The organism is Sorangium sp. So ce836, from assembly GCF_028553905.1.
In the GTDB taxonomy this organism is placed as follows: Bacteria; Myxococcota_A; Polyangia; order Polyangiales; family Polyangiaceae; genus Sorangium; species Sorangium cellulosum_D.
Genome location: NZ_CP102233.1, coordinates 7,849,112 through 7,866,186, shown reverse-complemented (window position 1 = coordinate 7,866,186; position 17,075 = coordinate 7,849,112). Strand labels below are relative to the sequence as shown.

Sequence of the window (17,075 nt, the reverse complement as noted above, 5' to 3'; positions counted from 1 at the left end):
GACGAACGTGCGTCTATCGCCGGCGTGTGCCCCGTCGTAGCGTCCCCGTCGCGTCTCGGCGCGTCTCGGCGCGGTCCGAGCCTGCCGCGGGCGCCCTCACTGGAGCCGGAGAACACCCATGACCCGTAAAGGTACGCTCATCCCGATCGCCTCCCTCCTCCGTATCCTCGTCCCGATCAGCTTCGCGCTCCTCGCGGGCGGCTGCTCGCAGGCGCCGGCGGAGATCCACGAGCGCCCCGGCGGGGACGAGGCCGCGCTGACCGACGCGCAGCGCCTCGCCGTGCATCGAGGGGGAGGCCGCGTTCACCCCACGAGCTGCGGGGACCGCCCGAGCGAAGCCCCGTCGAGCTTACCCTACTGGACCGCGATCGCGCAGAACGGAGCCATCCCCGACGCCCTCTGGGACGGTTCGAGCGCGTATCAGGACGGCCGCTTCTACATCTTCGGCGGGTTGAACGGGACCTACCCGGACGACGAGCCCGTCGCCGATTTCAGCGTCTTCGACGTCGACACGCGGACCTGGCACGATCTCGGCCAGTACACGGGCGGGCCCTCCGCCCGGGCCGAGGCGATGATGTGGAGCGTCGCCGAGGACGACGCCCTGTTCGTCTCCGGCGGGAGAGGTCCTTTCCGGCGCGGGCTCGATCTCACGCACCAGGACACGTTCCGGTTCGATCGGGCGCACGGGTGGACGCAGATCGCGCAGAAGCCGGCCGAAGTCCGGCTCGCGAATCGCTCCACGGAGGCGGTCGCCGTGCGAGGGAAGGGGAAACGCAAGACCGTCGCGTACGCATTCTCAGGCTCGTCGTCGACGTTGTCGGCCTTCATCAACCGCCCGGACGGCCTCCAGCACGACCTGGTCCGCTACAAGAACGGCTGGAAGCAGGTCGCGACCGGCTCGCCTGTCCCGCGCGCTCGAGCCCATCATCCGCTCGTGTACTCCGAGGGCTGGAACGCGCTCTTGCTCTATGGCGGATACACGAACGACGCCGTGAACGGGACCGGCCTGTTCACGCCGGAGAACTACCTCGGCGATCTCTGGATGCTCGACGTCGACACGGAGACCTGGGAGCAGATCGCCTTCGACGAGGACAGCGGACCGGGCCACCGCGACAACGCGAAGCTGATCGCCGACGAGCGCCGCCATCGAATCTGGCTCTTCGGGGGCAGCCAGTTCGACGGTACCACCCTGTCCGACGTCTGGTACTTCGATCTCGACACCGGGGATTGGACGCGCGTGGACACCGCGATGGCGGGGCCGGCGCCGGCGCCGAGGTTCGGCCAGTTCTCCTTCTCTCGCAGGACCGCCACCGCCTACGAGCTCTACATCTTCGGGGGAGCGACCGCGGAGTTCGCGCCGGTGCTGCTCAACGACATGTGGAGGTTGACGATCCCCCTCGCCGGCGACGGCTGAACGAGCAGGAAGTCGGCCACGGCCAGGAGGCGTTCTTAGGAATGATTAAGGCGACATCGGACGAGCTCGGCGTTACCAGTCGTGGGGCAGCGACATGAATCGCGTAGGAGGTCACAGGGCCTTGCTGGTCCTGGCCTCCACGGGCGCGCGCGTCGCTGACAACAAGATAGGAGAAGAGAAATGGCAACGTCCGTAGTGTTTGGTTCGGTGAGGCAGTCTGACGGCGGGATGCTGAACCCCGGCTCCGGGGGCTGGTCTTCCACGAGGGTTTCGACGGGGAGGTACAAGATCACCTTCAATGCCACGTCGTCGCAGGCTCCGATCGTCGTCGTCACGCCGGTCGACGATGCCGGCAGACAGTCCGCCGACAACCAGTTCTCGACGTACAACCACGAGCACAGCCCGCCAGCGGTGTATGTCTGCTCGGTCGACAAGGCTAGCGGTGCGCTGGAAGACGCGAACTTCTCGTTCGTCGCCTACGTCGTTCAGTCGTAGGGCGCATCCCGCCCGGCGGCTCTCCTCGGGTCGTCGGTGGCGACGATCCTCCTCCCTCCGTTGAAGACCACGCCACGCCCCTCACACCCCTCCACGGCCGCGACTCCCGACGTGATGTGCGGACCGCGCTCTCCCCACCCGGGGTGGATCGCCGCTCCCAGCCTGCACCTGCCGTGACGACCGCTCCTCCGGCGGCCGGAGGGGGGAGGTCTGCCCAAAAAAACGTCCGGCGAGGCGCGCACGATGCTCAGCGACCGGCAAATTCAGTATCTCGGCACAGCCACCCACGACGGCGAGGTCGTCTTCTTCGGCACCAGTACCCGACCCAGGCGCCGAAGAGCGCGCCGCGGAGCGCTGTCTGGCTGGCTCCCAAAATTTCACATTCTCTGACGTTTGTGCTCCCTTCTCCTCCAATGCCGGGTCGTGCGCCTCGCTTTGTCCAGACAAGCCATAGGGGTGAAGGGCCCTCCCGCGCCGCGCAGGCGCGGGGGGCGGGGATTGCGCGGGCTCAGCTTGTGTGCACCAGCGACGTCGGCGAGGCTCGGGAGGCCTTCCGCCGCGTTTACGTGGACGCGACCCTCGAGCCCAGGCGCGGCACATCGTTCGGCTGTGCGATGGAGGTCGCCTCCTTCGGCACAATCCGTGTCGTGACGGGCGACTGGCCCGGCGGAGGGCGGGCCTTCGTGCCGGCAGTCGGGGAGCAATACATCCTGTCTCTCTCGGCCGAGGGCGAGAGCGCCGGCGACCACGCGGGCGAGCCCTTCCGCATCGTGCCGGGCCGGCGGGGCGCGCTGCTTTCACCAGGGCGATCCTGCTCGCTCGATGTCAGCGGGGAGTTTCACGGGCGGACCCTCGTGATCGACCGCGGAGCGCTCGACGCCCACTTCACCACGCTCACCGGCGCTGCGCTGCGCGGCCCGATCCGGTTCGGTACGGCGCTCGACATCGAGGACGGACCGGGCCGCACGGTACACGACGTCGCGCAGCTCTTCCGCCGCCAGATCGAGCAGTCATGGGCCTCGCCGATGCTGCTCGCCGGGCTGCGTGGTGCCCTCTTCACGAGCCTCCTGATACACACCCGGCACAGCCTATCGGAGGTCCTCGATGCACCGCCGCCGCGCGTGGCCCCGGCGTGCGTCCGGAAGGCTGAAGAATACATGGCCGCGCACGCTGCGGAGCCCATCACGCTGGCCGACATCGTCGCCGCTGCGGGCGTGCCGGAGCGGTCCCTGCGAGCAGCCTTCGTGGCGAGCCGGGGAATGCCACCGATGGATTTCCTGCGGTGGCGCCGGTTCGAGCTCGCGCGCCGCCAGCTGGCCGAGCCCTCGGCCGGGACGTCGGTGGCGGGCGTCGTGGCCGCGCTCGGGCTCGGTAACCCGGGGCGGTTCAGCGTCGACTACAAGCGCCGGTTCGGGGAGAGCCCCTCCGAGACGCTGTCCGTGGGGCGCGCGGCCGCGGGCCTGCCGCGCCTCCAGTCGCGACGCCGGCCCTGAACGTCACGAGCGCTGGCACCCACGAGCAACAACTCCGGCGACAACGCCACCCCGGGCCAACCGCCCGCAGCACACCATGGCGTACCCGCAGCCGGGTTCGACCTCGACGTATCGCACAGATCGCTACCGATCGCGTGCGCGAACGATGTCGCCTGTCCAGAAACGGCAGCGAGCTGTCCACGAACGGCAAGACAAACGCGCGGACGAGCTCGTCGCTGTTGCATCCTCGCCTGAACCTATGGTGGAAGATCGCTCTGTCATCGGACTCGGCAGGGTCGCCGCGGTCGGTCACGGCGGTGCGTCGTGGTGTCCGCAGGTGAGGCATTCAGGCAGCAGCAGGCGGCGGCGCGCGACTGGACCTGGGCGACGGGAACCGGCGGAGCGCACTCACCGAATGCCATGCAGGGGCCTGCGTCAACATCACCTCGGCAAGCGCCGATTCGACACTGGCATCTAACTTGAATATACCGGCCGACCCTCCTCCAGCCAGCGCAAGCACAACCTTGAAAGGATGACCCATGCGGTATCTTGCAGGTTCACTTCTCCACGCTCTGACGATCCCGGCTCTCTCCACCCTGCTGCTCGCAGGCTGTACCAGCGCCGGCCCCTCCGCGGCCGACGGCGACGAAAACGGGGACGCCGTGGGCGGGGGACATGACGCGCTCACCCCCGAGCAGTGCACCTATTTCGATCCCGGCGGCACGGTCCAGATCTGCCACCACACCGGCTCCGCGACGAAGCCGTACACGATCCTTCGTATCAGCGACAAGGCGTGCATCAACGCGCACAGCGCCCACGACGGTGACTACATCACCAGCACCGACCCGAGCTCGCCGCTCTACGACCCGACCTGCAACGGCCAGGGCTGCCTCCCCGTGAACGCGCCGTGCGACGCCACCCTCCCGTGCTGCGATGGCCTGCTGTGCCAGAACGGTACCTGCACCGACCCCTGCGCCTCGGCCCCCTGCCAGAACGGCGGCGCCTGCGCCGCGACCGAGAGCGGTTACACCTGCACGTGCGCGCCCGGCTGGACGGGGACGAACTGCGAGACCAACATCGACGAATGCGCGCCGAGCCCCTGTGTCCACGGCACGTGCAACGATGAGGTCGACGGGTACACCTGCACGTGCGCGCCCGGCTTCTCCGGGACGAACTGCGAGACCAACATCGACGACTGCGCGTCGGGCCCCTGCGTCCACGGCGCGTGCAACGATCAGGTCAACGGGTACACCTGTACGTGCGCGCCCGGCTGGACGGGGACGACTTGCGAGACGGCCGTCTGCGTCCCCACCACCTGCGACGCTCAGGGAGCGACCTGCGGCTCGATCGCCGATGGCTGCGACGGGACGCTCGACTGCGGCTCGTGCGGGTCGGGCTTCACCTGCCAGAGCGGCACCTGCCAGCCCACGGGGCCCACGGGGCCAGCGTGCCCGTGTGATGGCATGCCCGGGTGGGGTCCCCCTGCTCCCCCCGTCCGGTGCATCAACTACTCGGGTTTCATGGGCCCCGGCAGCATCTACTACTATCTGAAGAGTGACGCCAATGGCCACGAGGGCCCCTTCGTCGAGTTCGCTGTCAACGGCCAGTTCGGTCCGGAGCCCGACCAGTGCGGATACGTGTCGGTGGCCAACACCCTCACCACCATGCCGCTCACCAGCCAAGCTCAGGCGGACCTCTGCGTGCAGAGCTTCCTGAGCTTCGCCGGCAGCTGCCCCTGAGCTGGGCGACGCTGCGTCAACATCACCTCGGAAAGCGCCGCAAGGCTCCAACGTCATCGTGGGATCTCCACCCGCGCGCGGCAGTGCGCCGGAGGCTGGTCGGCCTCAGTAGAAGTCGTACCTGGCGCTCAGGGCAGGCATGAAGAGCGGGAAGAGCGGGGCCGTGAGGGGCTCGGCCGGAAACCAGGCCGAGGCGGCGTGATCGACCCCAGCGGCGGTGTCGACGAACACCCGCTGGCTCGACGCCGGCCTCGGCACGGCGATGAGCAGGGGCACCGCGAGCCCCAGGGTGAGCTCGACCCGCCTGGCCAGCCGGACGCCGGCGCGCACCTCGGGCGCGACGTACACGAAGCGCGCCGCCGCGCTCCGCTCGAGCGGGCCGAACGACGGCGCGCCGCTCGTCGACGCCCGCGCGCTCGCGCGCGACCCCGCGACCGCGCCGAACAGCCCGCCGGCGCCCAGCCGAGCGTGGAGCAGGAGGCGCTCGCCCGACGAGTACCCGACCCAGGCGCCGAAGAGCGCGCCGCGGAGCGCCGTCGTGTCGTCGACGCGCACCGAGTACGACGCCCCGCCGGCGGCCTCGAGCGTCGCGATGCGCCCGCGGACGGCTTGCTGCACGCCCAGATAGCCCGCGGAGGCGCCGAACGAGAGATGGTCGATGCCGTACCCTCCGTGGACGAGCAAGCTGACGCCAGAGCCGAGGGGTTCGCTGCAGGACCCCACGCACCCCGTCGGCGTGTCTTCGCCGAGCGACACCACGAGCGGCGCCGCGGCGCTCACCTCGGCGAGCAAGCGGGGCGTACGGCGCGGGCCGCGCGCCTCGCGGTCGTCGATGGCCCCGGCATCTCGCGCCAGCCGGATCCGGCGTGCGTCCGGCCCCTCCCTCGGCGGCTCGGCGATCTCGAGCGTGCCCGTCTCCTGGAGCCGGATCAGCCGCGCCGTCACCGGGACCGTCTCCCCGCCGTCCACGTCGAGGCGCTGCTCGAACGGCTGGTACCCCGCCTTGACCACGCGGACGGTGTGGGGGCCGCGAGGCACGCGCAAGGGCGCGCCGAGCGGGAGCTCGCCGCGCGGCACGCCGTCGAGCAGGACCGTCGCGCCCGGCTCGGCGCCCACGATCGCGATGGCCCCGACGGCATTGTAAAGGAGCTTTACTACCAGCAGGATATCGCGCTTGTCCTCGCCCTTGAGCCGCTCGGAGAAGTCGCGCAGCGCGCTCTCGTACAGCTCGATGGCCTCCAGGTAGCGCTCGAGCTGGATGAGACACGCGGCGGCGTTGGTCGTCCCGTTCAGCGTCATGAGCAACGCGCGCGATGTCTGGAACTCGGCGAGCGCCTCGGCCCAGCGCTCCTGATCGCGCAGCGCGATGCCGCGCTGGAAGTGCGCGCGCGCATCCTCGCGACGCCGGACCTCGCCGGGCCCGCCCGGCTGCGCGGCGGCGAGCGAGCCGAAGGGCAGCGGCGCCAGGAGCACCGCCGCGAGGAGGAGGCCGCCGTGCGCGGAGCGTCGGCGCGTCGTGCCCGGCATCGCGCGCGCCCTCATTCGAAGGCGTCTCCGGCCAGCACGCCGCTGCGCGGCTTCGCGTGCGCCTCCGCGGCCGCGCCGGTCGGGCACCTGGGGGTGACCTGCGCCGCCGGGGGACATACGCACGCCGGACCCTCGCTCGGCCGCGCGGCGCCGAGCGCAGCGCCCATCGCGGATCCGGACGGCGATTCCATCGCCAGGTGACCCGCCAGCACGTCGTGCTCGGCGGCGACGCCGGGCAACATGGATTCGAGCGCCGGCTCCGGCGTCTCGGCGAGCTCCGGCGCGGCGGAGTCGACGGCTCCGGCGGCCGGCGGCTCGGCGGGCGCGGCCGGGAGGAGGCCGCGCCCGGGGCGGCGCGCCGCCCGCGCCAGCGCGGCGAGATCGAGCGAGGGCGGCGAGGCGCCGGCGTCCGTGAGGGTCACGGTGGTCTCGCCGTGCCGTGCCCCCCTGGAGACGCGCACCCGGTACGTCTGCCCGACCTTGCCCGAGAGCTCGATGACGCCGTCCCGCCGCCGCACCGGGACGCCGTCGACCTCGACCACGGCGTCGGCGGGCAGGACGAGCAGCTTCACCCGGCGCTCGCCGGCGCCGAGCCTGTGCACCGCCGGCCGCGCCGCCGCGGGGGCGCGGGTCTCGACGGCGATCTCGCCGGCGGACGTCGCCGGCTCGGCTCCGCCCTCCTCGACGCCGGGCTGCCCGCACGCGCCCAGAGCCGACACGAGCACCAGCGCCGCCGCCGCGGCCGTGTCGCGCGCCATCATCGCCCCCGGCCCTCCGCGAGGAGCGGCGCGCGCTGGTACGAGCGCTCGCACGCCGCGTGCCGATCCCGGGCGGCGGACGCGGTCTCACCGAGGTAGGTGACGCGCATGTACGGCGGCAGGCAATCGGTATGCGCGGTCAGCAGGCGTTTCTTCAGGGTGTCCACGTCGATGCTCCAGGTGTGAATGCCGTTGTCCATGGCGACGGTCATCAGCCGTTGCCCTCCGTCGAGGAAGGCCAGCGCGATGACCGGCGCCGACGCTCCGAGCACGATGGGCGCGCCCTCGCCGGCAGCGCTCCAGAGGCGGACCGTGGCGTCGGCCGACGAGGTGACGACGCGCTCGCCGTCGGGGCTGAAGAGGGCGCGGAGGACCGCGCCGTCGTGCCCGCGCAGCACGACGGGCTCGCCCTCGCCGCGCGCGCTCCACACCCGCGCCGTCCCGTCGTCGGACGCCGTCACGACGCGCTCGCCGTCAGGGCTCCACGCGCCGGCGTGGACGCCGCCGCCGTGCCCGCGCAGCACGACGGGCTCGCCCTCGCCGTCGGCGCTCCACACCCGCGCCGTGTGGTCGAGCGACGTGGTGAGCACGCGGGCGCCGTCAGGGCTCCACGCGGCCGAGGTGAGCCAGTCCTCGTGCCCGCGCAGCACGACGGGCTCGCCCTCTCCGTCGGCGCTCCACACCCGCGCCGTCCCGTCGTCGGACGCCGTGACGACGCGCTCGCCGTCAGGGCTCAACACGGCGGCGCGCACCTCGGCCTCGTGGCCCCTCAGCACGACGGGCTCGCCCTTGCCGTCGGCGCTCCATACGCGCGCCGCGCGATCGAACGAGGCCGTGACGACGCGCGTGCCGTCGGCGCTCGGCGCAGCGCTCGCCACCCACCCCTCGTGACCCCTGAGCACGACGGGCTCGCCCTCGCCGTCGACCCGGAAGACGCGCGCCGTCCGGTCCTCGTGCGCCGCGACGACGCGCTCGCCGCCTTCGACGATGGACGCCGCGTGGAAGAAGCCGAGGTCGCGACGCCGGTGCGGCATCGCCCGGAGCGGCTCGGCGCTCCACACCCTCGCGGTGCGGTCGGACGAGCGCTCCCACGGATCGGACGCCGCGGTGACGACGCGCGCGCCGTCGGGGCTCCACGCCGCGGAGCGGAGCGGCGCGCGGTGCCCGACCAGGACGAGCGGCGGGCCGCTGCCGTCCGCCGGCCAGAGGCGCGCCGTACGGTCCGCGGAGGCGCTGGCGACGTACTCGCCGTCGGGGCGCCATGAGACGAAGGTCACGGCGAGCGCGTGGCCGGAGAGCACGACCGGCTCGGCGTCGCCGGCGGCGCTCCAGACGCGCACGGTCCGATCGGCCGAGGCGGTGGCCACGCGCAGGCCGTCGGGGCTCACGGCCGCGTGCAGGACGCTGTCCTCGTGCCCGGCGAGCACCACGGGCGCGCCGGCGCCGGCCAGCGTGAAGACGCGCGCCGTCCGGTCGCGCGAGCCGGTGACGACGCGCGCGCCGTCGGGGCTCATGGCCACGGCGATCACCTCGCCGGTGTGCCCGCGGAGGACGCGGCTCCTGCCCTTCGCGATCAGCCAGACGCGCGCCGTCCGGTCGTCGGAGGCGGTGACGACGCGCGCGCCGTCGGGGCTCCACGCGGCCGCGTTGATGCGGCCTCGGTGGCCCGTGAGGACGACCGGATCGCCCTCGCCGCCTATGCGCCACACGCGCGCGGTGCCGTCGGCCGAGGCCGTGAGCACGCGCGCGCCGTCCGGGCTCGCGGCCACCGCGGTGACGGCGCCGCGGTGGCCCCTCAGCACCACCGGCTGACCGGCGCCGTCGGCGCGCCACACGCGCGCGGTGCCGTCCTCCGAGCCCGCGAGCGCGCGCTCGCCGTCGGGGCTCCACGCGGCCGCGAGGATGGCCCCGCCGCCGCCCTCCAGCACCACGGGCTGGCCGGTGCCGTCGGCGCGCCACACGCGCGCGGTGCCGTCGGCCGAGGCCGTGAGCACGCGCGCGCCGTCGGGGCTCCACACGGCCGCGGCGAGGGCGCCCGCGTGCCCGCGGAGGGTCGCGCGGAGCGCGTTCGCGTTGAGGGCGTCGCTCGCCAGCTCGATCCAGCCGCGGCGCGCGCTCGGCAGCTCCGCCTCGGGCAGGAGCTTCATCGCCAGCGGGAGCTGCGCGCGCACCGCGAGCTCGCGGAAGCCCGCGAGGATCCTGGCGTCGTGCGCCTCGGAGCGCCGCTCCTCCGCGACGTCCCGCTGCCGGTCGGCCTCGCGTCGAGCCCGGACCTCCTCGACGCGCAGGCGATCCGCGCGGAGCTTCTGGCCGTACGCCACCGAGCCGAGCGCCGCCGCGCCGGCCGCGACCACGAGCGCCGCCGCGGCGACGGCGGCGGAGCGGCGCCGCCGCGCGCGCTCCTCGGCGAGCCTCGCGTCCGCCTCGGCCCGCTCGCGCCGCCGCGCCTCCAGGTGCTGGCGCTGCCGCCGCTGATCGAAGACCTCGCGCGCCAGCCAGTCGTGGCCGATCTCGAAGTACCGGCTCCCCTGGTGCTCCGCCGCGTGGAGGATGGCCGCCCCCTCCAGCGCCCTCAGCGCCGGCCCGAGCTCGTCCGCGGGGAGGACCCGGAGCAGCTCCTTCTCGGTGCGCAGCGTGCGGCTGCCGTCCGCCGTCACCAGGTGATCCTCGAGCAGCCGCTCGGCCCCGCCGCGCAGCGCGCCGAGGCCGGCGAGCGTCGCCTCCAGGTACCGGCGCAGGATGGCCTCGGCCTCGACCGCATAGGCCGCCGCTCCCCCCTCCGCGCGCTGCTCGAAGAGCGCGCGGCACACGATCTGCGCGTACGCGGCCTGCGCCTCGGCGTCGTCGCCCGCGGCCTGGCCGGGCACGCGCACCTGGAGCAGGAGCGGGCGCATGTCCGCCGGCGCCCACGCCTGCGGCGGCTCGCCCGCGGCGGCCGCCTGGCAGACGGCCTCGCAGAGCTCGGCGACCGTGAGCGGGCCGACGCGGAAGCCGTGATCGAGGAGCCGGCGGTGCTCGCGCAGCCGATCGCGGAAGCGGCCGAGGTAGTCCTCGCGGAGCGACAGCACCAGGCGCAGGTTGCGGGTGGGCAGCCCGGCGAGGCGGTCCACGCAGTCGAAGAGCGCCTCGGCCTCGGCCGGGCCGCGCGTCGCGTAGAGCAGCTGCTCGATCTGATCGAGGTAGACGACGGCGAGCCGCGGCGATCCCCGCGCCGCGCGCTGCGCCGCCGTGAGCAGCGCGTCCGCGGGCGAGGCGCCGGCCGGCCGCTCGCCGAGGCCGAGGGCGCCGTACACCGCGTCCGCGAGCCAGCGCGTCGGGTCCTGATCCTCGGGCCAGGCGTCGACCCGCGCCACGCGGATCTCCTGCTTCTCGATGAGCGACGGGAGGACCGCCGCCTGCACCAGGGAGGACTTGCCCGCGCCGGACGGCCCGAAGACGGTGACGCAGCGGTTGGCGAGGATGGATGCCTCGAGCCGGTAGGCGAGGTCGCCTCGCCCGAAGAAGCGATCGCGATCCGAGGCGCGGTAAGGCTGCGGGCCTGGGAAGGGGTTTCGGTTCAAGGGGCGTCCTCGGGCGCGGAGGCGGCGGGGGCAGCGCACCTGTCGGGCGACTCCGAGCGGGTCACCCAGCGCCGGAGATCGACGCTCACGGTCCCCAGGCGGGCGCCGTTCAGCACGCGGACGTTGTAGGACACGCCGGGCGCCGTCTTCTGCGCCTCTCCCCACGCGCCGAGCGCGCCACCGAGGTCGCGCGCCGCGCCCCCCTCGCACGAGAGCCGCCCCGTCCAGGCGCCGCCGCCGGTGTCGAGCGCCGCGACGTTGAACGAGCACGCGCCGAGATCGCAGGTGTTGCCCGGCCCCACGGCCGCGTCGGCGCAGTCGCTCTTCTGGTAAGCGACGCTGAAGCACTCGGGATAGTCTGCGAAGAAGAGGGAGGTCCCCTGGAGCCTCCGGCCCGACGAGCTCGCCGCGCTCAGGGAGGCGCCGCCGGTCGCGGGCGCGAGCACCGCGACGGTCACGGCGCCCGCCTCCTCCGTCGCCACGTCGATCGTCGCCGCCTTGATCGCGCGCGTCAGCACCTTCACGTAGGTCGTACCGGTCTCGGCGAACAGGCTCGCGCACGCGCCGCTCGCGTTCAGGTAGACCGCCGAGAGCCTGCTCTCCTCGAGGTCGGTCAGGGTGATGGTCGCGCTCCGCTTCGAGGACGCGCCGAGCGGGGGGGCGATGCTCACGGCGGGGCCGAGGTCGGCGCGGAGCTTCCCGTCGAGCGCGTCCTCGTAGTGGAGCACCACGGCCGACCAGCTCGGGGCCGCGGTCCCCGGGTCGCCGTCGAAGCACGCGTTTGTCTCGGGCTGGTCCCCGAGCAGCCGGCGCCCGAGGCCCGCCGAGCCGCTCACGGGCGTCCGCGCGCGGTAGTCCGGCGCGAGCTCCCGGACCGCCTTGTCGATCGTGACCGTCGCGGCGCTCGCGCACGCCGTGAGCGGGAGCGCTACCAGCGCGGCGACCGCGGCGCGGGCCGGCGAGGGCGTTCTGTCGTCGGCGAACTTCACGGTGGACCTCCTTCGAGCGCGGGATGGCGCGCCCGCGATGAACGTGCGCTGCGCGGCTACGGCGAGACCGACGAGAGGGCGTCCTCGATCTCGCCGGCGAGCCGATCGACGTCCGCCGACGCGTCGCGGGCCAGCCAGTCGACGTCGCCCCTCCGGCGGTAGATCTCGGCGCGGATCCGCGGGACGACGACGAGCGCTCCATCCCCGTCGAGCTCGTCGGCGAGCAAGGTCACCGAGACGTCGCACACCTTCGTGCTGCCGGCCGGCTCGGGGATGCGCAGGGTCGCCGTCGCGGTGGCGCGCTCGACGTCGAGGCGCGCGGTCGCGCGGCCCTCGAAATGGGCCGACAGGGCCTCGCCCACCGATCGCAGCAGCCGCTCGATCGCGCGCCTCGGCGTGTCGCCTTCGCCGAGGGGAGCGCGAAAGGAGACGCCGACCGTCACCGACGACGAGCCGCCGAACGGGAGAGGTTCGTTCTGGTCCATAGGATCTTCCGTGGTCATGGGCGCGGTCCTCGGGGCGGCCCCCTCGCTCGCGCAGAGATGCCCTCATGAACCGGACGGCGCCGACTGTCAGCTTAAGAAAAATTCATGAGAGCGCGGCTGGCGACGGGGCGACCGGGAGATCCCTGCTGAGGCGGGCGACGCCGAGCTCGTCATCTCAAGAGAAATCAAGGCGAGCACCGCGCGGGCGTCCGCTCAACCCGCCTTCCCCTGCTTGGCATACTCCTTCCGGATGCCCTGCAGGAGGTCCTCTACCGTGAGGGGGCGGCCGCGCTCTCTCAGGGCCTGAAGCGAGGCGTAGCGGATCACGTTCATGATCGCGCCCCCCGCGAGCGCGTGCTCGCGCGCGATCTTCTCCAGGTCCACGGAGCCGTCGAGCCTCGCCTTGGGCGAGAGCCCCTGCCGCCACAGCCGCGCGCGCTCCTCGGCGCGCGGCATCGGAAAGTAGATGATCGACTCGAACCGCCGCGCAAAGGCGTCGTCGAGGTTGTCGCGCAGGTTGGACGCCAGGACCGCGAGCCCGTCGAACGTCTCGATGCGCTGGAGGAGGAAGGAGACCTGCTGGTTGGCGTAACGGTCGTGCGCGTCCCGCGTCTCGCTGCGCTTGCCGAAGAGCGCGTCGGCCTCGTCGAAGAACAGGATCCAGCCCCTGCGCTCGGCCTGGTCGAAGACCCGGCCGAGGTTCTTCTCCGTCTCGCCGAGGTACTTCGACACCATCAGGGAGATATCCACCTTGTAGACCTCACGGCCGGTGGACTTGCCGAGCAGGCAGGCGGTCATCGTCTTGCCCGTGCCCGGCGGGCCATAGAAGAGGCTGCGGTAGCCGGGGCGCAGCTTCCCGGCCATGCCCCAGTCCGCCATCAACGTCGCTCCGTGCTCGATCCATGTCTCGATCTCCTCGAGGTGCTTGCGGGTGCTGGGCTGCAGCACCACGTCCTCCCAGCCGAGGCGCGTCTCGATCCGCTGGGCGGGAAAGCCGGGCCCGCAGCCGAGCCGCCGCGGCTCGCCGGTGGTGAAGAGACAGAGCAGCTCCTCCGAGATCCGGAGGGGAGCCTTCATCGGCGTCACCTCGTCGCCGCCCCCGAGCCTGAGGACGTCGTGCCTGGCGAAGAGGTGCTCTGGATCCAGGAGGAGCTGCGCCGAGAACCGGACCGCGAGGTCGTCGCCGCCGAGGATGAACGCCAGCGTCTCGGCCGTGGGCAGGAGCTCGCCGTCGGCGCCGAGCTGGGCGCCGCCGAACTCGGTGAGCCTCCGATCCACGGCGGCGTCGCGGCCGAAGCAGACGTCGAGGAGCTGGGGCCGCAGGTGCGGGACCAGGGCGAGCACCAGGGCGAGGCGCTCGACGAAGGAGAGCTGATGGCGCCGCACGAAGCCGGCGTACTCCGAGCTCGACCCGCCGAGGTCGGGCGGCGCGATGTCGAGCACGCTCCCCCCGGTCGCATCGTTGCCGAAATGGATCTTGATCCGCGCCTCGAGGACGCTGCGAAACCAGAGCAGCTCCCGCTCGAGATCGGCGGCGTTCTCCACGATCTTGGTCATCCTTGCCATACCCATCGAGCCGCGGCGCTCCTCCTCGCTCCAGAACCGCTGCGGGAACGGTGGCACGACACGCCCCGGTCACGCCGCTAAATACGAGGCCTCTTAAAATGGCTTAAGTTGTCAACGCGGCCGGCCGCGGGTACTACCGATGTCGAGCTCGGCGCCGGCGGGGGACCCACGACCTCGCCCGCGGGCGTCGATGCGCTTCCATCGTGGCGATCCGCTCGACGCAGCCTGACGCTCAGGCGTCGCGCCGCGGATGCGCTGACCCAAGACCTTCAAGGATGAGAGCCAATGAGAGCGGGACAAGTTCAGGGCTCCAGGAGTCGTCAGCCGTGATCAGCGACATCCTCGTCCTGCTCAGGAACACGGTGAACGAGCACTTGACCGCGAACTCGGGCTGGCGCGGCCCGGTGCCCGACCAGGGGCCGGTCGTCTTCCTCGACAGCGAGAAGGTGGACAGCCTCGAGCTCAAGCTCGGAGCCGTCACGCTCCTCCTGGTCAACCTCGAGGAGGATCACACCCTGCGACCGGCCGACCCGTTCCGGTTGACGCTGCCGGACGGCACCACGCAGCGCGTCCAGCCGGCGATCCAGATGAACGCTTACGTCGTCTTCGCCGCCCGTTTCAAAGAGTACGAGCAAGGCCTGCGGTGCATCTCGCTGATCCTGCAGTTCTTCCAGGGCCGCCGGGTCCTCGACCACGAGAACACGCCGGCGCTGAGCGACAGGATCGAGAAGCTCACCATGGAGCTCTTGACGCCCCCCCTCTCCGAGCTGAACCAGCTTTGGGGCATGCTTCGGAGCGCTTATCAACCTTCGCTCCTCTACAAGGTCCGGATGGCCGTCTTCCAGGACGAGAACGGCCTCGGCGCACCGCAGATCAGCGATCCGGTGCTGAGGATCCACCAGTGAAGCACGTCGCGATCATCGAGGTGCTCTTGAAGCACGCGTTCTACACCGACCTCCGGTGTCCGGACCTCTCGATCGAGCCGAGCGACGCCACGGCGCGACTGCTCCGCGATCATCGCTGTCTTGTGCGATCGAGCGCTCAGGGCGTCCGGGTCCTCTCTCCGCTCGACCCCATGGGACAACCCTTCCTCCCGCTCCCGGGGGACGCGGCGCTGCTCTTTTACATCGCGGTCCGGGGTGGCGATTTCGCCGTCGTCACCGACCTCACCGGCCTCCGCGGGCACTCGGCGCCGGTCTTCACGGACGCCGGCGCTGGGACCGACGGCGAGCTGCGGCTAGCCCCCGCCGACCCGGCCCGGCCGCGGCTCCCGCCGGGCGTCTTCGCCACCGTCGAGATCCGCCCCGGGAGCGCGCCGCAGCCCGCCCGCTTCCAGGTCAGCTTCCCGGCCAGGCAGGCGCGATGGGCCTACTACTGCGTCACCGACCTGGCGCCGGCCGGGGGCGAGCTCACCGTGGTGGACGCCTCGCCCGCCGGGGCCATCGACGCGCTGCGCTTCAGCGCCGTGACCCTCGACCCTGTGGACCCGGTCGCGGCGCAGATTGCCAGTCGGTATCCCGGGATGCGCTGCCTGTGCTTCGTCTCCGATCAGCCCGTCGCCGCTCGCGCAGAGCCGAGGAAGAGCCTCGAGCTCCGGCTCGGCCCCGACCGCGTGGCGGGCCCGCTGCCCAATCCGTCGATGCAGAGCGCTGCAAAGGAGGATGTGCTGTTTCAGATCATCAAGTATCGAGCGCAACCGTTTCAAACCCCCTGAGATCGAGGAACAATGCCTGCTTATATGACGCCCGGTGTCTACGTGGAAGAGGTGTCGACCCTGCCGCCCTCTGTGGCGGAGGTCTCCACTGCGATCCCCGCCTTCATAGGATATACCGAGAAGGGCCCGAAGAGCCCGTCGATCGCCCAGGTGAGCACGATGCTCGAGTACGAGCAGCTCTTCGGCGGGCCCAATCTCGCGAGCTTTACGGTCACGGTGGACGCCGCGTCCCAGGTGACCGGGGTGACGCGGAGCTCCGATACCAAGTTCTTGCTGTACTACGCTGTGAGCCACTACTTCAAGAACGGGGGCGGGAGATGTTATGTCGTCTCCGTCGGAGACTACACGTCACCGCCCGCCAAGGACAAGATCGCCGACGGCCTTCTGCTGCTCGAGAAGGAGGACGAGCCGACGCTGATCGTCTTGACCGACGCCGTGAGCCTCGTCGCCGCGGACTACCACGAGCTTTGCCAGGCGGCCCTTGCCCAGTGCCACAAGCTGGGTGATCGCTTTGCGATCTTCGACGTCAAGAAGGACGCGGCGCCGGACAAGAAGGACATCGACGTGTTCCGCGACGAGATCGGGACGAGCAACCTGGCCTACGGCGCCGCCTACTACCCGTACCTCCAGACCTCCCTGAGCTACGCGTACGCCGACGCGGACGTCACCGTCACCATCCAGGGCGGGGCGGCGACCGGGGGCACCCTCGCCACCATCAAGTCGAGCCAGACGGCGACCTATCAGCAGGTCAAGGCTAGGCTGACGGCCGAGCGGGTCGTCCTCCCGCCGAGCGCGGCGGTCGCGGGCATCTACGCCAGCGTCGACCGGGATCGCGGCGTATGGAAGGCTCCCGCCAACGTCAGCGTCGCGGCCGTCATCGGCCCGGTGCTGAAGATCACCAACGACGCTCAGGATGCCCTCAACGTCGATCCGACGGCGGGTAAATCGATCAACGCCGTGCGCGCGTTCACCGGCAAGGGGACCATCGTCTGGGGGGCGAGGACCCTGGCCGGCAACGACAACGAGTGGCGGTACATCCCCGTCCGGCGGCTCTTCATCATGATCGAGGAGTCGGCCCGAAAGGCGACCTCCTTCGCGGTCTTCGAGCCCAACGACATGACGACCTGGCTGAAGGTCAAGGGGATGATCGAGAGCTTCCTCTACAGCCTCTGGGAGCGCGGCGCCCTGGCCGGGCCCTCTCCGGCGGCGGCCTACTTCGTCAACGTGGGCCTGGGCAAGACGATGACCAACCAGGACATCCTCGAGGGGCGAATGATCGTCGAGATCGGGATCGCGGCCGTGCGACCGGCCGAGTTCGTCGTCCTTCGCTTCTCCCACAAGATGCAGGAGGCCTAG

At 71.8% G+C, this 17,075-nt stretch carries 13 protein-coding genes; 7 read left to right on the top strand and 6 right to left on the bottom strand.

What is annotated here, in order from left to right:
* The first annotated feature begins 118 nt into the window (after positions 1 to 118).
* From NQZ70_RS28260 to NQZ70_RS28245, 4 genes are all read left to right on the top strand, one after another.
* Complete coding sequence (locus tag NQZ70_RS28260) at positions 119 to 1,414, top strand: kelch repeat-containing protein (protein WP_237244126.1); 1,296 nt, start codon at positions 119 to 121, stop codon at positions 1,412 to 1,414.
* 180 nt (positions 1,415 to 1,594) lie between these two features.
* Positions 1,595 to 1,909, top strand: coding sequence for a hypothetical protein (locus NQZ70_RS28255; protein ID WP_129576976.1), 315 nt, complete (start codon positions 1,595 to 1,597; stop codon positions 1,907 to 1,909).
* Between the two features lie 413 nt (positions 1,910 to 2,322).
* Positions 2,323 to 3,402 carry an AraC family transcriptional regulator gene (locus NQZ70_RS28250; protein WP_129576975.1) on the top strand — a complete coding sequence of 360 codons (1,080 nt, stop codon included), beginning with the start codon at positions 2,323 to 2,325 and terminating at the stop codon, positions 3,400 to 3,402.
* A 518-nt stretch (positions 3,403 to 3,920) separates the two neighbouring features.
* Positions 3,921 to 5,120 carry a calcium-binding EGF-like domain-containing protein gene (locus NQZ70_RS28245; protein WP_129576974.1) on the top strand — a complete coding sequence of 400 codons (1,200 nt, stop codon included), beginning with the start codon at positions 3,921 to 3,923 and terminating at the stop codon, positions 5,118 to 5,120.
* A 105-nt stretch (positions 5,121 to 5,225) separates the two neighbouring features.
* Here NQZ70_RS28245 and NQZ70_RS28240 read toward each other — a convergent pair whose 3' ends face one another.
* From NQZ70_RS28240 to NQZ70_RS28215, 6 genes are all read right to left on the bottom strand, one after another.
* On the bottom strand, positions 5,226 to 6,647 hold the full coding sequence (locus tag NQZ70_RS28240; RefSeq protein ID WP_165374208.1) for a PEGA domain-containing protein: 1,422 nt from the start codon (positions 6,645 to 6,647) through the stop codon (positions 5,226 to 5,228).
* Between the two features lie 11 nt (positions 6,648 to 6,658).
* Entirely contained in the window at positions 6,659 to 7,408 is a 750-nt protein-coding gene (locus NQZ70_RS28235) for a hypothetical protein (RefSeq protein ID WP_165374207.1), read from the bottom strand.
* A complete protein-coding gene (locus NQZ70_RS28230; RefSeq protein ID WP_129576972.1) occupies positions 7,405 to 10,965 on the bottom strand; it encodes a protein kinase in 3,561 nt (1,186 codons plus the stop codon). Before NQZ70_RS28230 ends, NQZ70_RS28235 begins: the two co-directional genes overlap by 4 nt.
* On the bottom strand, positions 10,962 to 11,954 hold the full coding sequence (locus NQZ70_RS28225) for a hypothetical protein (RefSeq protein WP_129576971.1): 993 nt from the start codon (positions 11,952 to 11,954) through the stop codon (positions 10,962 to 10,964). The genes NQZ70_RS28230 and NQZ70_RS28225 overlap by 4 nt, the downstream gene beginning before the upstream one ends.
* A gap of 56 nt (positions 11,955 to 12,010) precedes the next feature.
* The gene (locus tag NQZ70_RS28220) at positions 12,011 to 12,439 is read right to left on the bottom strand and encodes a hypothetical protein (protein ID WP_129576970.1); all 429 of its coding nucleotides are present in this window, start codon (positions 12,437 to 12,439) and stop codon (positions 12,011 to 12,013) included.
* Positions 12,440 to 12,652: 213 nt separating this feature from the next.
* On the bottom strand, positions 12,653 to 14,011 hold the full coding sequence (locus NQZ70_RS28215; protein ID WP_237244125.1) for an ATP-binding protein: 1,359 nt from the start codon (positions 14,009 to 14,011) through the stop codon (positions 12,653 to 12,655).
* 320 nt (positions 14,012 to 14,331) lie between these two features.
* Between NQZ70_RS28215 and NQZ70_RS28210 the strand changes: the two genes are divergently transcribed.
* Genes NQZ70_RS28210 through NQZ70_RS28200 form a run of 3 tightly spaced genes read left to right on the top strand, consistent with a single transcriptional unit; the run spans position 14,332 to position 17,075 of the window.
* A complete protein-coding gene (locus tag NQZ70_RS28210) occupies positions 14,332 to 14,910 on the top strand; it encodes a DUF4255 domain-containing protein (protein ID WP_165374206.1) in 579 nt (192 codons plus the stop codon).
* A complete protein-coding gene (locus NQZ70_RS28205) occupies positions 14,907 to 15,719 on the top strand; it encodes a hypothetical protein (protein ID WP_129576967.1) in 813 nt (270 codons plus the stop codon). Before NQZ70_RS28210 ends, NQZ70_RS28205 begins: the two co-directional genes overlap by 4 nt.
* Positions 15,720 to 15,743: 24 nt before the next feature.
* On the top strand, positions 15,744 to 17,075 hold the full coding sequence (locus NQZ70_RS28200) for a phage tail sheath C-terminal domain-containing protein (RefSeq protein ID WP_129576966.1): 1,332 nt from the start codon (positions 15,744 to 15,746) through the stop codon (positions 17,073 to 17,075).

Excerpts from the sequence above, each read along its gene's own strand:
- NQZ70_RS28260 (WP_237244126.1), top strand. The coding sequence starts at position 119 with ATGACCCGTAAAGGTACGCTCATCCCGATCGCCTCCCTCCTCCGTATC.
- NQZ70_RS28255 (WP_129576976.1), top strand. The coding sequence starts at position 1,595 with ATGGCAACGTCCGTAGTGTTTGGTTCGGTGAGGCAGTCTGACGGCGGG.
- NQZ70_RS28250 (WP_129576975.1), top strand. The coding sequence starts at position 2,323 with ATGCCGGGTCGTGCGCCTCGCTTTGTCCAGACAAGCCATAGGGGTGAA.
- NQZ70_RS28245 (WP_129576974.1), top strand. The coding sequence starts at position 3,921 with ATGCGGTATCTTGCAGGTTCACTTCTCCACGCTCTGACGATCCCGGCT.
- NQZ70_RS28240 (WP_165374208.1), bottom strand. The coding sequence starts at position 6,647 with ATGCCGGGCACGACGCGCCGACGCTCCGCGCACGGCGGCCTCCTCCTC.
- NQZ70_RS28235 (WP_165374207.1), bottom strand. The coding sequence starts at position 7,408 with ATGATGGCGCGCGACACGGCCGCGGCGGCGGCGCTGGTGCTCGTGTCG.
- NQZ70_RS28220 (WP_129576970.1), bottom strand. The coding sequence starts at position 12,439 with ATGGACCAGAACGAACCTCTCCCGTTCGGCGGCTCGTCGTCGGTGACG.
- NQZ70_RS28215 (WP_237244125.1), bottom strand. The coding sequence starts at position 14,011 with ATGGGTATGGCAAGGATGACCAAGATCGTGGAGAACGCCGCCGATCTC.
- NQZ70_RS28200 (WP_129576966.1), top strand. The coding sequence starts at position 15,744 with ATGACGCCCGGTGTCTACGTGGAAGAGGTGTCGACCCTGCCGCCCTCT.